This window comes from Myxococcales bacterium, from assembly GCA_016703425.1.
Taxonomy (GTDB): domain Bacteria; phylum Myxococcota_A; class Polyangia; order Polyangiales; family Polyangiaceae; genus JADJCA01.
The window spans coordinates 262106-279264 of sequence record JADJCA010000012.1; the positions used below are offsets into that span (position 1 = coordinate 262106).

The 17159-nt window shown below is 67.1% G+C and carries 7 protein-coding genes; 6 read left to right on the forward strand and 1 reads right to left on the reverse strand.

Features of this window, described 5'->3' with window-relative positions:
* Positions 1-115: 115 nt before the first annotated feature.
* From IPG50_24015 to IPG50_24040, 6 genes are all read left to right on the forward strand, one after another.
* On the forward strand, positions 116-856 hold the full coding sequence (locus IPG50_24015) for a hypothetical protein (protein ID MBK6695249.1): 741 nt from the start codon (positions 116-118) through the stop codon (positions 854-856).
* Between the two features lie 83 nt (positions 857-939).
* Entirely contained in the window at positions 940-1734 is a 795-nt protein-coding gene (locus IPG50_24020) for a hypothetical protein (GenBank protein ID MBK6695250.1), read from the forward strand.
* A 286-nt stretch (positions 1735-2020) separates the two neighbouring features.
* Positions 2021-5254, forward strand: coding sequence for a hypothetical protein (locus IPG50_24025; protein MBK6695251.1), 3234 nt, complete (start codon positions 2021-2023; stop codon positions 5252-5254).
* Positions 5143-9366: a hypothetical protein gene (locus IPG50_24030; protein MBK6695252.1), complete on the forward strand. Its 4224-nt coding sequence runs from the start codon at positions 5143-5145 to the stop codon at positions 9364-9366. The genes IPG50_24025 and IPG50_24030 overlap by 112 nt, the downstream gene beginning before the upstream one ends.
* 114 nt (positions 9367-9480) lie before the next feature.
* Positions 9481-9900 carry a VOC family protein gene (locus tag IPG50_24035; GenBank protein MBK6695253.1) on the forward strand — a complete coding sequence of 140 codons (420 nt, stop codon included), beginning with the start codon at positions 9481-9483 and terminating at the stop codon, positions 9898-9900.
* Positions 9901-9923: 23 nt separating this feature from the next.
* Positions 9924-10313 carry a DoxX family membrane protein gene (locus IPG50_24040; GenBank protein MBK6695254.1) on the forward strand — a complete coding sequence of 130 codons (390 nt, stop codon included), beginning with the start codon at positions 9924-9926 and terminating at the stop codon, positions 10311-10313.
* 33 nt (positions 10314-10346) lie between these two features.
* Here IPG50_24040 and IPG50_24045 read toward each other — a convergent pair whose 3' ends face one another.
* Positions 10347-17060, reverse strand: a complete 6714-nt coding sequence (locus tag IPG50_24045) for a VCBS repeat-containing protein (protein ID MBK6695255.1) — start codon at positions 17058-17060, stop codon at positions 10347-10349.
* Positions 17061-17159 lie beyond the last annotated feature (99 nt).

The following is a 17159-nucleotide window of genomic DNA, read 5'->3' on the forward strand; positions in this document are numbered from 1 at the left end:
CGCGTCGGGCACGGGCCGATCCATGGACGGCGCCCGGTTTAACCGGCGCCGTCGGCGGCAGTGGACTATCCCGAGGGGCAAGAATCGGCAGCTCGCGCTGCCGTCCAAGTCCCCGATGAACAGCCGCGCCGCCCATACCCGCCTTGCGTTTCTCGCCTCGCTTTCGCTGGGCACAACATGGATGGCGTGTTCGGGCGGCACTTCGTTCGATGCGGCTCAGGGGCCCGTGACTCCAGCCGTGACCGTCGACGAGGAGCCGGAGTCTGAGCCGGCGGCATCGGCCACCCGAGATGGCGGCAAGGACGCGCGTTCCGATGCGAAGAGGGAAGCGAGCACAGCCGTGGAGCCCGACGAGTCGGATGCCGGCGCCGCCGGGCTCCTCGATGCCGCCTCATGCTGGCCGTTCCCGTGTTCGATGCCAGACGCGTCGAAGGTCGACGCGGCGCCGGCCGAGGCCGGTAGCTGCAAATCCGCCCCGCGGGGAACGGTCACGACGTCGTATTCGAAGCCGGGGTTCGCGCCGACGCTCGCGGGGGGCGCCCTCGTGGATGGCGACTACAAACTCACGGCTCGAAATCGCTACGGCTCGACGGGGAGTGTGACCGTCGGCACATCCAAGGGCATACGCGTCGAAGGCTCCACCATCACGTATTCCGTTGCAGGGTTCGGAACGTTGCTCAGTTTTGAGTACACGTTTACGAAGTCGGGAACGAACAAGCTGTTCCTTCAGCAGACCTGCCCCGCTCCGTCAGGTGGCGGCGTTCCCACGTGGACCTATGAGACCGACGGCGCGACCCTCGTCGTGCGCGGGGCCTTGTATTCGTCGGACTACGACGAGACCTTCGAGCGTCTCTAGGCGACCTCCGGGATCGCGGTTCGCGATCACTCGATGGGCAGCGGCGGCGTCAGTGGGGACTTTAGGCCCCGCTTTCCCTCGGCATGCATCGTGCTCTCCTCGCGCGCATGAAGAAGTGCTTCCTGATCGCCTCGGCGCTTACGCTCGCGGCTTGCGGTGACGCGCCGCCCGAAGGGGCTCTAGCCCAAGACGAAGGCGAGTCGCGCGGCGTGACCCTCGACGAGGCGCTCTATGTTGCTCCGCCGGGCGCACGAGCACCCGCTCACGACTGGGTGCCGCAGATGAGCATCGGCATCGACACCAAGCGCCCCGTCGGACGAACGCCGCCGAACTCGGTGCGGTTCCAGTTCGACTACCCCGGCTCGCCCTCACGCGTGAGCGGAGCCTGTCTCGGCACCTTCAAGATCACCGGCAAGGATCTCAAGTTCGAGTGTTCCGATCCGAGCGAGCTCAACTTCGTGATCAAAGAGAAGCGCGCCGATGGCTTGACGCTCGCCAACGAAGATGGCGAAACGTTCGTCCTCGACCGCGTGGACCCGGACCGCCCCGGCGACGCGCGCGTAAGTTGTGAGACGGAGGCCTTCAAGCTCAAGCTCGACCTTTCCCGCCGCGAGCCCGGCCATCGCGTGCTCCTCCGCGTGACGCCGAAGGATGGACAATTCCAGGGGCAATCACCTCAAGGAATCTTCGTCTTGAGCAGCGATGGGCGAGGGGAGACGGTGACGTTCAAGGGGCGAGACCTCTACGACAACGACGTGAAGATCGCGTTGCCGGTGGCCCCAACTGGCGCCTTTCGCTCTGCTCTCGAGTTTTCGTCTTATGGCCCGTTCATGAGCTCACCAAAGACGCACGCGCTCGCGTGCAAGCTGGCGCCGTAGCGCGGTCGCCACGGCGCCATCGCCAGGTGTCCGCCGACCAAAGGGCGACGCCTGAGACGCATTGGTGGCGCCGTTGCGCCTTGAGCGCCGGCCGCGCATCGCTTCGCTATCGCCCTGAAACGTAAAGCGTTCGTGAGAACCACACCGACGGTGCCGTGCGACGCGTCGGCGTCCTTCCACACGTCGTCGCCCAAAGACCTGCCTTCCCGAAATCACGAAGGCGTGTCACGTCTGATTCCCGCCGCACTGCGAGATTGCAGTGACACGGCAGGGGTCGGGGGAAACGATGTCGAAGAGTCGCTTCGTCGTTGGACGGGGATCGTGGGCAACCGCCGTCGCGTGCATCGCGTTCGTCGCGTGCAGTTCGTCGCCGAGCGAGCCGTCGGTTCCCGCCGCTTCGGAGGTGCCCGAGGCGGGCACGCCCGACGTTGCGCTGCCCTCTGACCAAGAGGGCGGCGCTCCTATCGACGCAACGGTCGACGCATCCGTCGACGCTGCGGACGCCGAAGCCCCTGCGCCGACATGCACCGACGGGGTGAAGAATGGCCCCGAGACGGACATCGATTGCGGCGGCACGTGCACCGCGAAGTGCGCCGACACGAAGACGTGCGCCGCAGATGGTGACTGCACGAGCACGTTCTGCAACCCGACGACGACGCAGTGCGTGGCGCCCGCGTGCGATGACACGTTCAAGAACGGAAGCGAGACCGACAAGGACTGCGGCGGGAGTTGCACGACGAAGTGCGAAGACACCTTTGCGTGCGCCGCCGGCAGCGATTGCAAGAGCGGCTCGTGCAACGGAACGGCGCTGAAGTGCGAGCCGCCGACGTGTGGCGACAGCGTTCAGAACGGCACCGAGACAGACAAGGACTGCGGCGGCACTTGCGCCACGAAGTGCGCCGATTCGAAGGTCTGCAAAGTCGACGGCGACTGCCAATCGACGTTCTGCCATCCGACGAGCTTCAATTGCGTTGCGCCCGCGTGTGACGACGGCTTCGTCAACGGCACGGAGACCGACAAGGATTGCGGCGGTTCGTGCGCGACCAAGTGCGGCGACGATCTTCTGTGCAAAGCCGACGGCGATTGCACGAGCGGATTCTGTAACCCGACGACGACCAAGTGCGCAGCGCCGGCGTGCGACGACGGCTTCGTCAACGGCACGGAGACCGACAAGGACTGCGGCGGCTCGTGCTCGGCAAAGTGCGTCGACGACCTCGCGTGCAAGGTGAGCGGTGATTGCGCTGGCGGGTTCTGCAACCCGAGCACCCTCAAGTGCGCGACGCCCGGCTGCGGTGACGGCTTCCAAAACGGCAACGAGACAGCGAAGGACTGCGGCGGCGGCACGTGCTCGAAGTGTGACGACGCGCTCGCGTGCAAGGTCCACGGCGATTGCGCCAATGGCTTTTGCCACCCACCCTCGCTCTTGTGCGCGTCGCCCGCCTGCAACGACGGCTTCCAGAACGGCAGCGAGACGGCACAAGACTGCGGCGGAAGCTGCGGCACGAAGTGCGACGACGGAGCCGGCTGCAACGTGGCTGGCGACTGCAAGAGCAGCGTCTGCGCCGAGCTGCAATGCCAAACGCCAGCCTGCGACGACGGCGTCCGAAATGGCACCGAGGCCGACGTCGATTGCGGCGGCACGTGCAAGAACTGCCCGACCACCGTGCCGACGGTGGGCGATCTGCCGACGCTGAAGGACTCGCTCGCGTTCCTCTATACGGGAGCGAACGCCGTGCAGACGGGGCTCACGGCCACCATCGATCCGGTGCGCGTCTCGGTGATTCGAGGTCGCGTGGCGCTCCGCGACGGGACGCCGCTCGACGGAGTCACCGTTTCGCTCAAGAACCGCGCCGAGTTTGGGACCACGAAGACGCAGGCGGACGGCGCCTTCGACCTCGTCGTCAACGGCGGCGGCGGCATGACGCTCGAGTACCAGAAGAGCGGCGTGCTCCCGTCGACGCGTGTCATCGAGGTGCCGTGGCACGACTTCGTCAACGCCGACGACGTGGTGATGGTGCCGCTCGACACGGCGGTCACGACGGTCGACTTCACGGCGCCCGTCGTGAGCCATCAAGGGACGATGCAGTCGGACGACGCCGGCGATCGCCAGGCGACGCTCCTCTTCACGGAGGGCACCGTCGTCACGATGACGATGCCGAACGGCACCACGCAACCGCTGGCGCTGCCGATTCACGTGCGCGCCACGGAGTTCACGGTCGGTCCGAGTGGGCCCGACGCGATGCCCGGGCCGTTGCCTTCCACGAGCGGGTACACGTACGCCGCAGAGTTTAGCGTCGACGAGGCGATGGCCGCGGGCGCCAGTTCGGTGAACTTCTCGAAGCCCGTCGTGACCTACGTCGACAACTTCCTGAAGTTCCCCGTTGGCTCTGTCGTCCCCGCGGGCTACTTCGACCGCGACAAGGACGCGTGGGTCGGGAGCAAGGACGGTCGCGCCATAAAGATTGAGTCGGTCACCGGCGGCATGGCGGATCTCGTCGTCGACAAGGCGCCAGCAGGCATCGCCAACGCCACGCGCCTCGGGCAGCTCGGCATCACCGACCAAGAGCGCACCGAGCTCGCAGTGAAGTTCGCCGTCGGCAAAGAGCTCTGGCGCGTCGTCGTCGATCACTTCACGCCGTGGGACTACAACTGGCCCAAGGTGCCTGAGGCGGGGTCGCGGTACCCGAACCTCAAGCCACCGAAGAACCCGAACGGCCTCGTGGCGGACTGCGACGAGTGCGACGGCTCGATCATCGAGGCGCAGAACCAGACGCTTGGCGAGACCTTGCCGCTGGTTGGCACCTCGGAGGCCCTCCACTACCGGAGCGATCGCAGCCTCGCGCGGCTTCGGAACTCGCTCACGATTCCCATCACGGAGGCGACCGTTCCCGCGTCACTCCGCCGCGTTGACCTCAAGATCTCCGTGGCGGGGCGCACGTTCACGCCCTCGATCAATCCGCCGCTCCAAGCGAACCAGACCTACACCTTCAACTGGGACGGCGTCGACGCGTGGGGCCGCCCGCAGAGCGGCGCCTTCGCGGCGAAGATCAAGGTGAGCCACGTCTACCGTGCGCTCTACGCCGAAGGCGGCTCCGGCTTTGGCAACGCCTTCGGCGCGCTCGAAAAGACCAACCCGGCTGGCGCCGGCGGCCCGACCGGCATCATCGAAGCCGATCGGACCCGCAACGAGATCAAGCTAAGCCAAGAGCACAAGGGGATCCTTGAGGCCGGCGACGTCAGGCGCACGGGCCTTGGCGGATGGTCGCTCTCGAGCCATCACCAATACTTCCCCGACAACAAGGAGCTCCTCTTCGGCGACGGCCGACGTCGTATGGCCGACGCCGTCACGCAGACGTCGTCAACTTCCAAGCGCGGGTCGTCGTCGGGTACCGCCACTCGGCGTGGACGATGGGGCCCGACGGCACGATCTACTTCCGCGAGTACCCCTACTACGGCTCACGCATTTGGAAGCGCTCGCCGCAAGGTGCTGTCACTCCGCTCATCGGAAGCGCGACGATGAGCGCCGGCTGCGGCGCGGCGGGCTTACCTGGCTCGCAGACGCAGGTCGCCAACTCCGTCGCCATGGCCATCTCACCACTGGATGGCCTGCTCTACTACGCGCAGGCGGACAACGGCTGTCCCGGCATCCGTCGACTTCGCGCCGACGGCGTCGTCGAGAACGTCACGGCGCCGAGCACCGCGGGCGTCGAGACCGGCGTCGGCGGCCCCGCGTCCGCAGCGCAGCTTCCGAGCACAGCCCACATCGTGTTCGGGGCCGACGGGACGCTCTACATCGCCGCCGGTTTCTCCTCGCAGCCGGTCACAGGTCTGCGCATGACGGGCATCTACACCATCGCGCCCGACGGAATCCTCCGTCGCCTCACCAAGGCTACCCAGGCGGGAAGCGAGTCGCAGCCGTATTGCTACATGACGGAGCAGAACAACATCCCGCTCGCCAACGCGACGTGGCCCACCGCGATCAGCTACATCGACGTCGACAAAGACGGGCGCATCCTCTTTTCGCAGCAGTGCTCCATCAAGAAGGTCGAAAACGGCATCGTCACGACCGTCGCGGGCGCGGGTTACGGCCCCGCCGGTCCGTTCTGCGGGGCGCGCTGCGCCGGCTCGCTCTCCATGGGCGTCAACGCGCTCAGCGCCGACGCCAGCGGTCCCGACAAGCCCTACTCTGACGCCGGCGCTCGCGCTGTCGCTTGGGACGGCCGAGGCGGCTTCTACTTCGCGACCGCCGGCGGCGGAACGGGCTACGGCGAAAGCCAAGGCGACCGCATACGCCACGTGACGGCCGAGGGGATCGTCGAGTCGTACATGGGCGACGGAACCCTCAACATCGCGGACAACAGCGGGCGGGGCGGCGGCATGCCCGCGTCCGCACTCAAGCCCGGGGTCGACGGCGCGTGGATCGTCGGCGGCATGAAGCTTGGGCCCGACGGCGCGCTTTACGTGGGAAACATACTTCCCAACTACCAAGGCGGCGTCATCACGCGCGTCTCGCCCTTCCTTCCTGGCTTCACCGGCGCCGACCTCGCCGTGCCCTCAGAGAGTGGCAACGAGGTCTACGTCTTCAATTCCGTTGGGCGGCACCTGCGGACGGTCTCGAACACCAACGTGACGCTGCAGACCTTTGGCTACGACTCGGCGGGAAGGCTCACGTCGATCACCGATCGCAGCGGCAACGTGGTGACGATCGAGCGAAACGCGAGCGGGCAAATGACCGCCATCGTCGCGCCCGGCGGGCAACGCAACACGCTGACGGTCGATGGCAATGGCTACCTGACCGCCGTGGCGAACCCGGCAGGGCAGGCCTACGCGCTCGGCTATGCGCCCGGTGGCCTTCTCGCGTCGCTCACCGATCCGCGCGCCGGCGTCCATTCGTACGAATACGACGGGCTTGGGTACCTCGTGAAGGACACCGATCCGGCGGGCGCCGCGACGACGTTGGCGCGCGCCGCCGACGGAACGGTGACGCTGACAAACGCCCTCGGGCTCACGCAATCGTTCGCCGTCGCGACGGCCGGGAGTCTCACGGAGACGCGTACGAGCACGGCGCCATCGGGAGCCATGACGACGACGAGCACGAACACCGCCGGAGTGACGACGTCCACGGATTCCGTGGGCGATACGATGACGACGCGCCTCGCGCCCGACGCGCGCTTTGGGATGAGTTCGCCGTACGCGTCGAACGTGTCGGTGGCCACGCCGTTGGGCACGGTGACGACGACCTTCTCTCGACAGTTGACGGTGCCCGATCTCAACAATCCGTTCTCGCTGACGGCGCAGACCGATTCGTTCACGGTGAACGGGCGTACGTCGACGATGACCTACACCGTGGGGACACGCACCGGCGTCTCCACGACCGCGGGCGGATCTGGCTCGTCGCGGCGAGCGACGATCGTGCTCGATGCGCTGCTGAGGCCTATCCAGGAGACGCGCGAGGTCGGGCAGTCGCCGGTCACGTATTCGTATCGAGCCGACGGCCTCGTCCAGACGATGACGCAGGGAGCGACATCGACGGCGCTCGCCTACGACAGCGCACGCCGCTTGACGACGCGAACCAACGCCATCGGTCAACGCGTGAAGGTGACCTACGATAGCGCCGACCGCGTGAGCGCGATGACGTATGCGGAGACCACGCCGGTGGCGCAGGACCTCGCGACGTTCCAATACGCCTACGACGCGAACGGCAATCGAACGAGCGTGACGATGCCGAGCGGCGCCGTGCACGGGTTCGCGTACGACGCGCGCGACCTCGTGACGAGCTACACGCCGCCCGACGGCAGCGCAATGGCGCTCGCGTACGACGGCATCAAGCGCCTCTCGCAGCTCACGCTCGGCGACGGTCGGAACGTCTCTTTCTCGTATGACGCTGCGGGGCGCATGACGGGCACGACGTTCCCCGAGGGCTCAACCACGCGAAGCTACGTGGGCGCGACGGAGCGCTTGGCGAGCGCGGTGCGGACGCCGACGGCCGGCGCGGCCCAGAGCATCGCGTTCACCTACGCGGGCTCCGCCCTGACGGGCCTTGCGTTTGCGGGGCCCGCTACGGGGGCCTATGCCTTCACGTACGACGTTCCGTCGGCAGGGGCCACGAACCTCTGGGTGGCGAGTCGCTCGCTCGACGGCGGGCCGGCGACGCCGTTCGCCTACGACGCCGACGGCCTCACGACGGTGGAAGGTCCGTTCGGATTGACGAGGAGCGGTCCACGCGGGGCGACGTCCGCGATTCGTATCGGCGCGACGACGCACTGGACCTACGGCTACGACGCCCTCGGTCGGCGGACATCCCGCGTGCTCAACGCCGCCGGTAGCCGCTACTCGTCGACCTTGAGCTTTGATGCCGGGAGCCAACTCACGGGCCGCGTCGAGAGCGTCAACGGCGCCGCCGCATCGACGTACGCGTACAAGTACGACGGTCGCGGCCAGCTCGTTGAGGTGAAGAAAGACAACGTCGTCGTCGAGAGCTACGCGTACGACGTCAACGGCAACCGCACGAGCGCCCTCGTGGGGGGGAACCCGGTGACAACGACCTACGACGCGCAGGACCGGATCGTCACGCGCGACACGACGGCGTACACCTACGACGCGGCGGGGTTCCTCACGCAGCGGGGGAGTGACACGTTCGTGTACTCGGCGCGTGGTGAGCTTCTGAGCGCCACCGTGGGGGGAAACACGGTGACCTATGGCTACGATGCCGGCGGGCGCCGCGTGGCGCGCACCGACGGGAGCGGAACAACGGAGTACCTCTATTCCGACGGCTCGTTCTACGTCACCCACTCGCGCGCTCCCGGTGGCATGGTCACCGAATACTTCTATGACGACGCCGGCCGTCTCTACGCGCTCCGCCGCGGCGGTACGAACTACTTGGTTGGCACGGACGAAGTGGGCACTCCCAAGATCGTTGTGGACGCGGCGGGCGTCGTCGCCTTAACCGCCGAATACGATGCGTGGGGCGTGGCCCTCGGCGGTGATGCCAACACATTTGACATTCCGCAGGGCTTCGCTGGAGGCCTTCGGGATGCGACGACGGGCCTCGTACGATTCGGATACCGAGACTACGAGCCCGCCAGCGGAAGGTGGACCGCGCGCGATCCGATGGGGTTCTCGGGAGGCACGAATCTCTTCGCCTACATCGCAAACGCGCCGACCCTCGTGCGCGACCCGAGTGGTCTAGAGCCGTCGAGCGAGCACTACTGGCGATCCTACGAGTACAGGCTCATCAATAATTTTGAGGCGATCCCCAAGGACGCCGCCGAGTACACCGTTGGCATACACGGAGGCGAGAATGGCCAATTCTGGGCGTTCAACCAGTGGGTCTCGCCGGAGGTTCTCGCTGCCATGATCAAGGGTCGGTTGGGGTTCCGACCGGGCATGCCCATTCGCCTTGTCGCGTGTTGGTCTGGACGAAGCGGCGCTGCGCAAGCACTCGCCAATGCCCTCCTTCGCGAGACAGGCGTCCCGTCACCCGTGATCGCTCCCGACAATCTCGCGGTGCTCCCGAGCGACGGAAAGGTCTACTCCGGAGTCGAGGGCGGATACGGGGACTACGTCCCGATAGTCCCCTCGGGTGACTTCAGGACCTACTGGCCGTCAGTCAACCCTCGCTTGGCGCGCTGAGAAATGAGCTCTGTTTGAGCTCCGTGTCACCCGGTGCCCGGCGCGACTTGCCCCCCCCCATTGCCGTCCCCCTCACTCGCCCCTTACCCTCCGCGCCTCACCACGGAGGCTCCCATGGAAGTCCACGCGTACCTGACCTTTCCCGGTACCTGCGCTCAGGCCGTTCTGTTCTACAAGCAAACCCTCGGCGCTGAGATCGTCGCGTCGCACTCGTTCCGCGGTACGCCGGCGGCCGAGGGCTTGGCGGCCGAACACCTCGATCGCATCATGCACACGTCGTTCAAGATCGGGCCGACGCTCTTGATGGCCAGCGACACGATGCCCGGTCACCCGTACGACGGCATGAAGGGCGTCTCGCTCTCCATCAACACCAAAGACCCCGGCGAAGCGGAGCGCGTGTTCCGTGCGCTCGCCGAAGGCGGACAAGTGACGATGCCGCTCGGCGATCAGTTCTGGGGCGCGAAGTTCGGCATGCTCGTCGACAAGTTTGGCATCGCCTGGATGGTCAACTGCGATCTGCCGAAGCCCTCTTGAGCACTCCGCCGGCACCCAAGACCATGAAGCGCGCCCTACGACTCGTGCTGGCCGCCTTCATGGTCTTCGCCGGCGTCATGCACTTTGCACGACCTGATGGCTTCGTGCGCATCGTGCCGGCGGCGCTTCCCTTCAAGTTGGCGCTCGTCTACGTGAGCGGCGCCTTCGAGATCATCTTGGGGGCGGCGCTCCTCGCCGAACGAACGCGGCGGCTCGCCGCCTTTGGTCTCATGGCGCTCTTCGTCGCGGTGTTGCCGGCGAACATCAACATGGCCGTCAATCACATCCCCTTCGGCGAGCTCACGGAGCCGGCCCTCATGTGGGCGCGGCTCCCGCTCCAGGCGGTTCTCATCGCGTGGGCGTACTGGTTCACGAAGCCGGGCGGCGACGCGAACCCCAGTCCTCGCCCATAGCGACGTCTCCGAGCAGGGGGCCCGCGGGGCGCGCTACGGCGCGGGGTACTTGGGAACCCACATGCTTCCGGGACTGTGCACGCCAAGACCGTGGCCGCCGGCTGCCGGGCCCCGCGCAGCGTCGACCACCGCGCGCCAAGGAAAGTGACCCTTCTCCCCGAAGACCCCAAAGCCGTGAACGTGCGGCACGTCTAGGCTCAGTCCCCGGACCTCGAAGGCGTGCGCGTCAAAACGACCCAACTCGCGGCCGCCGCGATAGACGGTGTAGCCGCCGGTCGTGCCCGCCGCTTCGCCCGCCCACTCGCTAAGGGTCCAGGCCCGTACGGAGAACTCTCGAGCGAATCCAACGGCGGCGCGGACTCCGTCGGCGGCGAGCTTGAAGAGCTTTCCGCCGAGCAACATCTCTTCGAGGAAGTAGTTTCGTTCGAGACCGGGCTCCATGGGCCGGCATTGATCGCCGTAGTCGACACCGCCCGGCGAGACCGTGCTTTGCTCGGCGTTGCCGAAGCTACCGGCCACGTCACTCATCGTGCCCGAGTCGAGGCCCGCGAGCTGCATCGGTGATGTGCGTGGTGCCTCTTGGGCGGAGCTTTCCCCCGACATGCCGCGCTCGGCGATCATGGCGATGGCCTTCTGCCCCAGGGCCATGGCGATGCCGTCGGTGCCGCGATCCTTGTACGCGTAGATGAGGCTCGCGAGCGGCGCGGCACCTGTGATGAAGCCCTGCTTGAGATCGCCGCCCTGCCACGCCGCACGTCCCGTGCCTTCGAGGGCGCCGCCGAGGTAGCCGCCACCCGCGGCCGCTCCGACGCCGGCGCATACGCCGGCGATGAGCGCCGCCTTCGCCGCGACCCTCAAGCTGCCCGTGACGATGGCGGTGAAGACGAAGCTCGTCGCCGCCGCCGTCACCGCTGCCGTGGCCACCGCGGCGCTGATGAACCCGCCGGTGAGGCCGCTGAGCATCGCGCCCATGGCGGCGAGAGCAGCCCCTCCCGTCACCACCACCGCTACCACGGCGACGACGGCGACGACGATGCGGAACACGCTGCCCCACCGCATGTGTCCCGTCGGGTCGGTAAACGACAGGGGGTTCTGCCCAACGTAGCTGTATAGGTTCCAGCCCTGCGTAGAGCTGGGGAACTGGGTCACCGAGTCGGGTGACAGGAATACGCCGAAGGTCGGGTCATAGATGCGCGCGTTCATGTGGACGAGGCCCAGGTCGTCGAGCATCTCGTGTCCCGTGAAGCCGCGCGTCGTCGCTGCGCTCTTTAGTGTGCCCGCCGTGTCGTCGCCGCCGCTGGCGAAACGTCGCTTGCCGTGGGCGTCATAGCCGAGGCGTTGCACGACCTCGCCGTCCTCGTTCGTGACGACTGTGATGGAGCCAAGGTGATCGGTGCCGAAGTAGGCGACGCTTTCACTCTGCCCCTTGACGGTGATCTCCGCCACGAGGCCGTGTCCCGCGGAGATTCGGTGAACACGGTCAACGTCGCCGTTCGTCGTGCGCTCCTCGTAGGAGCCCGACACGTACGTGATCTGGCGCCCGTGAGGCAGCGCTTGTCGCACGCGCGCGTGACCGAGACCGTAGGCAAATTCGCTGAAGGCCTCGCCGCGCTCGATGCGGAGCGGCTTCTGGAACGACGTCCACGTGAGCGTGCGGCCGTGCCCCGAGAGTAGGTTGCCGCTGACGTCGTACGTGAACTCGGCGGCTACCGGCCCCGTGGTCCGCGTCACCGCGTGGGGCTTTGGTCCCTCGTAGGCGTATTGCCCTACGTCCGACCGAGCCGTGAGCCGACCCACGGCGTCGTAGGCGTAGGTCACGGTCTTGCCCGCGTTGGCCTTCTCCAGGCCCGTGCCGTTCGCCGCCAGGTTGGCGCTCTTGAGCCGACTCAACGCGTCGTACTCGAACGCCTCGTCGAGACCCGTCACGAGGTCGCGGCGGCCTGTGAGGTTGCCCACGAGATCGTAGCTGGCGAGATAACTCTGCACTGTCACGCTTGCGCAACCTTGAGGCAACCGCTCCGAGCGACCGTTGTCTTCGCTGAAGGTGCAGCCCGCCGCGTCGCGCTTCGTCACGGCATCGTAGGTCGCCATGTCCATCGTGCACGTGGCGGGCACGCAAGCCACGCTCCCTTCACGGTTGGGCGTGCGGATGGCCGTGACGCGGCCGGTCTTCGGGTCGATGTCACGAGTCGTGCTCCGCCCATTGCCCAGACGTTCGACGCGTACCTGGCCGTCGGCGGCGGTGTCGACGGCGCGCCAGTATTCGAGGCCCGAGGTCGCGTTCGCAACGCTCACGTGGTGCCCTTGCGCGTCGTAGCCGTAGCTGAGGGCGAGGCCGCTCGGCTCCGTGACCGAGACGAGTCGAGACAGCGCGTCGTAGGTCGACGTTGTGCGAAAGATCTCCCCGTCGATGACGTGTTCGACGCCGACGAGGCGCGCGCGCTCGTCGTAGGCGTAGCTGCGGGTGTTCGCCACGACGCCGCCGCCGCCGCCGTCGGGGGTAAACTCCTCGGACGTGAGCTTTCCGATAGCCCCCAAGCCCGTGTCGTAGCGGTAAACAGTCGTGCCCTCGGGGGCGGTCCGCCTCACCACGCGACCCAGCGCGTCCACCGCGAGGCGCGTCTCGGCACCGGTCGCCTCCCGTCGCTCGCTGACGACCTCCCCGAAGGCGTTGTGGGTGAACGCGACAGCACCCCGATCGGGGCTCACCTCGCGCGTGAGGCGCCCGCGTAAGTCGTAGCTCCGGGTGTGCCGCTGCTTGTTCGGGTCGACGGTCGAGACGACGTGGCCATCGGCGTCGTGCGTGAACGTCATCGCGTTGCCTTGGGCGTCGACGCTTTGCGCGAGCCAGCCGGCGCCGTTCTTCGTGGTGCGCGACGTGCGCCCGAGGGCATCGGTGGTTGCCGACGTCAGGGCCGCGTAGGTCGACCGCGTCGTGCCGCCGTCGGGGGCCGTCGCGGAGGTGACGCGCCCGAGGGCGTCGTAAGTGGTCTGCGACCAATGCACCGGGTCGCCCAAGAACGCGGGCCGCGACTCCGCCGCCACGAGGCCCTGGCTGTTGTACCGCCGTTGGGTGCGAACCCAGCGTCCGTTCCAACCCTCGACGTCGGCGGCGATCTCGCGGCCGAGGACGTCGAGGTACGAGCGCTGCGTCGCACCCCCCAGCGTCTTTACCTGACCCCAAACCGATGCACCGGCGGGACACGTGGCGTCGCAGAAGTAGAGCTCGCTCGTCGATTCGACGCCGCTTGCCGCCTTGCTCCGACGCTTCCGACCGAAGGCGTCGTAGTCCGTCTCCGCGACGAGGCCGTTCTGGTCGATGGTCCGCGTGGCGAGGCCGAATCGGGGGTCGTACTCCGCCCGCACTTGGTGTCCGAGCTCATTCCGCGTCGCCGTGGCAAACCTCGGATCCGCGAACTCCGTTGTGACCGTGCGGGGCGCGGTGCCGTCGGCGGCACTGGCGACCTTCGTGACGACGTGGCCCAACGCGTCGTATTCGTAGCGGGTCGAAACCTCGAGCTCTGCGTTGCCGGGCTCTACGGTCTCTGCGGCGAGCAAGCCGTTGGGGAGGTAGCTCGACGTCGTTGTTCGCGTTAACGCCGCCGCACCCGTCCACTCGGTCGTCGTGGTGCTCTTGCGGATTCGTGACAGGGTCCAGCTCGCCTCGTCGTGATCGAACAGAGTGAGGGTCGTCTTCTTTAGCGTGTCGGCACCGAACGACGTGCTCGTGACCACCTTCGTGGGGTTGCCGTATTGATACCCCTCGTTCCTCGTCGATACGTCCGGTAGAGGCGCCCCGTCGAGATCCCAGCTCTTCTCAATGGCGCCCGTTTGAACGACGAAGTCGATGCGTCCGCCAACTCCCAACTTTGGATATCCGGGGTGAAGCGCGAGCTCGTTCCAGCTCTTGCCCAGGACCGCGGTGCGCCCGCCGGGGGCGAGCCAACGACGTTCGGAGTATTCGAGCTGCCCCGCGAAGGGTTCGTCGGTGCGAAGCACTTGCAGCGTCTCGATGCCCGTCGTCAGGTTGCGAGTGACGACGCGGCGAAAGCCCAAGAACCCTCGGCCGTCCATCCGCGTCCGCGCGCCTTGGTACTGGTAGAGGTTTCGCGTCACGCTCCCGGCGCCATCGGTCTCGCGCGTCTCCTTGACGACGTAGCTGGCGCCGGTGGCAGCGGTTAGCGGATACGCCATGGGCTCATCGAGCGGCGTGTACACGCCGCCGGTCATGAGCGGCGCGTAGTCAACCTCGGTGCGAGCGCCTTGCCCGTTCGTGACGGCGCGAAGGACATCGTAGTGCGCGTTTACGGGGTTTCGGGCGAGGCGGAGCAAGCCCCCGTTGCCGCGCTGCAAGAGGTCGACGTCGCCGTCGCCATCGAGATCGCCGAGCTGCACGCTGAAGCGATCGACGGCTTCTTGCTCCGACGTGTCGACCGTCTGGCAGTCGACCCACTCGACGACGTTGCCGCCGGGATCGATGTCGGTGGTGTGAACGAACCAGTTGCCGTTGTGGCGCGTGGCGACGGCTTCGTAGTCGCCGGAGACGACGGTCGGCGACGACAATTCGGGTGCGTCGAGCGGGCGAACGGACAAGGTGCCGGGCGCGTCGATGGCGCCCTCGGTCGAGCCCGGGCACCGATTGCTCAGGCTGCAGTCTTCCCGCTCGCCGCTGGCGAAGACCCGGCAATGGCCGGTATCGCGACGCTCGCACCAACTCGAAAGTCTCTGCTTCCGCACGCTCGCGCCAGCCACCGTCGTACCTAGACCCCGCTCGCTGCAGAAGCGCCACACTCCATCGCGGAAGTCGTCGTTCGTGTGAACGTAGTGCCCCCAAGGATTGAAGCTGCGCGTGTCGACCCGTGTCGATGGATACCGCGCCGGGGCCAGGCTTCGCTCGGTGATCTTCGTCAGCGCGCCGAAGGCGCCAATGCCGTTTGAGAGGGCCACCTGCAACTCGGTGCCGCCGCCGTCGTATTGGAAGAGGTCGCCCTTGCCGTCGGCATCGAGGTCGGCAATCTGGGTCGTCTGATTGTGCCCTGTCGACCACGTGCCCTGGGCGACGAAGCCGCGCCCCGTGCTCAGGTGGACGTTCGCGGCCCCTCCGGCCGTAATGACGATGAGATCGCCCTTTCCGTCGCCGTTGACGTCGCCGATGCGAACGTTTTGCCCCGTTGCCGATCCATCGGCGCCCCACGCGCTCGATGAAGGGCCAGCCGCGCCCCAACGAATCACACGAAAGGCGCCGCCCTGGACGTGGAGAATGTCAGCACGCCCGTCCCCGTCGAAGTCGGCAAGACGAACGTTCTCGAGCTCGAGCCCCAGGGACGCCATGACGGGCGACGCGGGACTCGCGCTCCGCGAGACGAACACGCGAAGGTCGCCGTTCGACGCCACCTCGAAGAGGTCGCTCCGTCCATCGGCGTCAAAGTCGGCCACACGTAGACGCGACGCGTCGGCGAGTCCGCTCGCGAAGAGCGTGGCGTTGAATCCGTTGCCGAAGGAGAGCCAAGCGTAAGCCGTGCCGTCGCCGCGTACGTCGAGGAGGTCAGACTTGCCGTCGCCGTTGAAGTCGCCCGCGAGCATGGTGCCGTAGAAGCCGGAGCCCCAGTTGGCCCAACCCCGGAAGCGCGAATCGTCGGGGACGCCGACGTTGACGAGCGCCGTCGCGCTCTGCACTTGAACGAGGTCGACGATGCCATCTCCGTTGAAGTCACCGGTAATGGCCGAGCTCACGAGCCCCGCCACGTTGGGGGCTGACTCCAGCGCGACGGTCGTGAGCGGTGTCGCCGAGGTCCACTCGAAGCGCGTCGGCCTGAGGCACACCACTTTCCCCTGGTTGGGGCCATTGCGCTCGGCGCCGCACTCTTGGACGGAGATCAGTCGCGCGCGCCCCCGGTGACCGGCGTCGTAGTCGAAGTTCATGCTGCGGAACTCGACGCCGCTCTCGAAGGCTGCGATTGATTGGAGCAGACGCGTCGTCTTCACTGCCGCGCCACCAACGAAGGCTGGCGTCACGTCGCTCCTGGTTTTGTAGCGAAACTCGACCTTCTGATTGGCGACGACGCCGGCGGCTGCGTTGGCCGCATATTCGATGCTCGTCGGGAAGTAGTCGCCGTTCGCCGTGTCCGCAGCGTACGCGTAGCGGACGACGTTACCCGTGCGATCCGTGGCCCGCGACAGGGCCCAAACGCGGACTCCGGCGCCGCTCGAGACGTCGATGCGCGAGTCGCGCGTGGCGCCGTACTCGAGCGTTGGGCCGCTCTTTGCGTCGACGACGAAGCTGTCGGCCCGCTGCCGAATGCGCGCGAACGATTCCCGTGCCGTGCGGTACTCGGCACCCGTTTGGTTGTAGAGGCCGTTGACCGAAACGAGGCGCTGCCCGTCGAGGCAGAGTCGGTCGCTGGCGTCGAAGGCGACGTCGGCGGCGACGCCGTCGTCGGCTACCGTTCGCGGACATGGCGCGATGGCCGAAAGTCCCGCGAGCGAGAAGCCCTGACCGAGGATGCCGCTCGTTCCATGGCTCGAATACTGAATTGACAGGGCCGGCTGGCTTCCGGCGATGCCCGGGGCGATGGCCACCGGGATGGCGTACGAGGCAGCGCCGGTGGGAGAGACCGACGCTGTGCCAGGCGTCGCGCCGGGCACCAGGATCGTCGACGAGAGGTCTGCCCGGTCCGTGCCCGACTCCGCGTCGTTGCAGTTGACGGTCGCGGTCAGGAGGGCGACGAGGAGGAGTCTGAAGTGCAAGTGCGATTGCATTCAGCGACCGTGCACGCGGACACACGAAGACGGTAGGGAAGTATCCTAAGTCGACGGTTTCGTGCATGTAGACTGCATGCGACAATC

What these genes read in the sequence shown, in the direction of transcription:
- IPG50_24015 (MBK6695249.1), top strand. Translation starts at nt 116, where the DNA reads ATGAACAGCCGCGCCGCCCATACCCGCCTTGCGTTTCTCGCCTCGCTT.
- IPG50_24020 (MBK6695250.1), top strand. Translation starts at nt 940, where the DNA reads ATGCATCGTGCTCTCCTCGCGCGCATGAAGAAGTGCTTCCTGATCGCC.
- IPG50_24025 (MBK6695251.1), top strand. Translation starts at nt 2,021, where the DNA reads ATGTCGAAGAGTCGCTTCGTCGTTGGACGGGGATCGTGGGCAACCGCC.
- IPG50_24030 (MBK6695252.1), top strand. Translation starts at nt 5,143, where the DNA reads ATGGGGCCCGACGGCACGATCTACTTCCGCGAGTACCCCTACTACGGC.
- IPG50_24035 (MBK6695253.1), top strand. Translation starts at nt 9,481, where the DNA reads ATGGAAGTCCACGCGTACCTGACCTTTCCCGGTACCTGCGCTCAGGCC.
- IPG50_24040 (MBK6695254.1), top strand. Translation starts at nt 9,924, where the DNA reads ATGAAGCGCGCCCTACGACTCGTGCTGGCCGCCTTCATGGTCTTCGCC.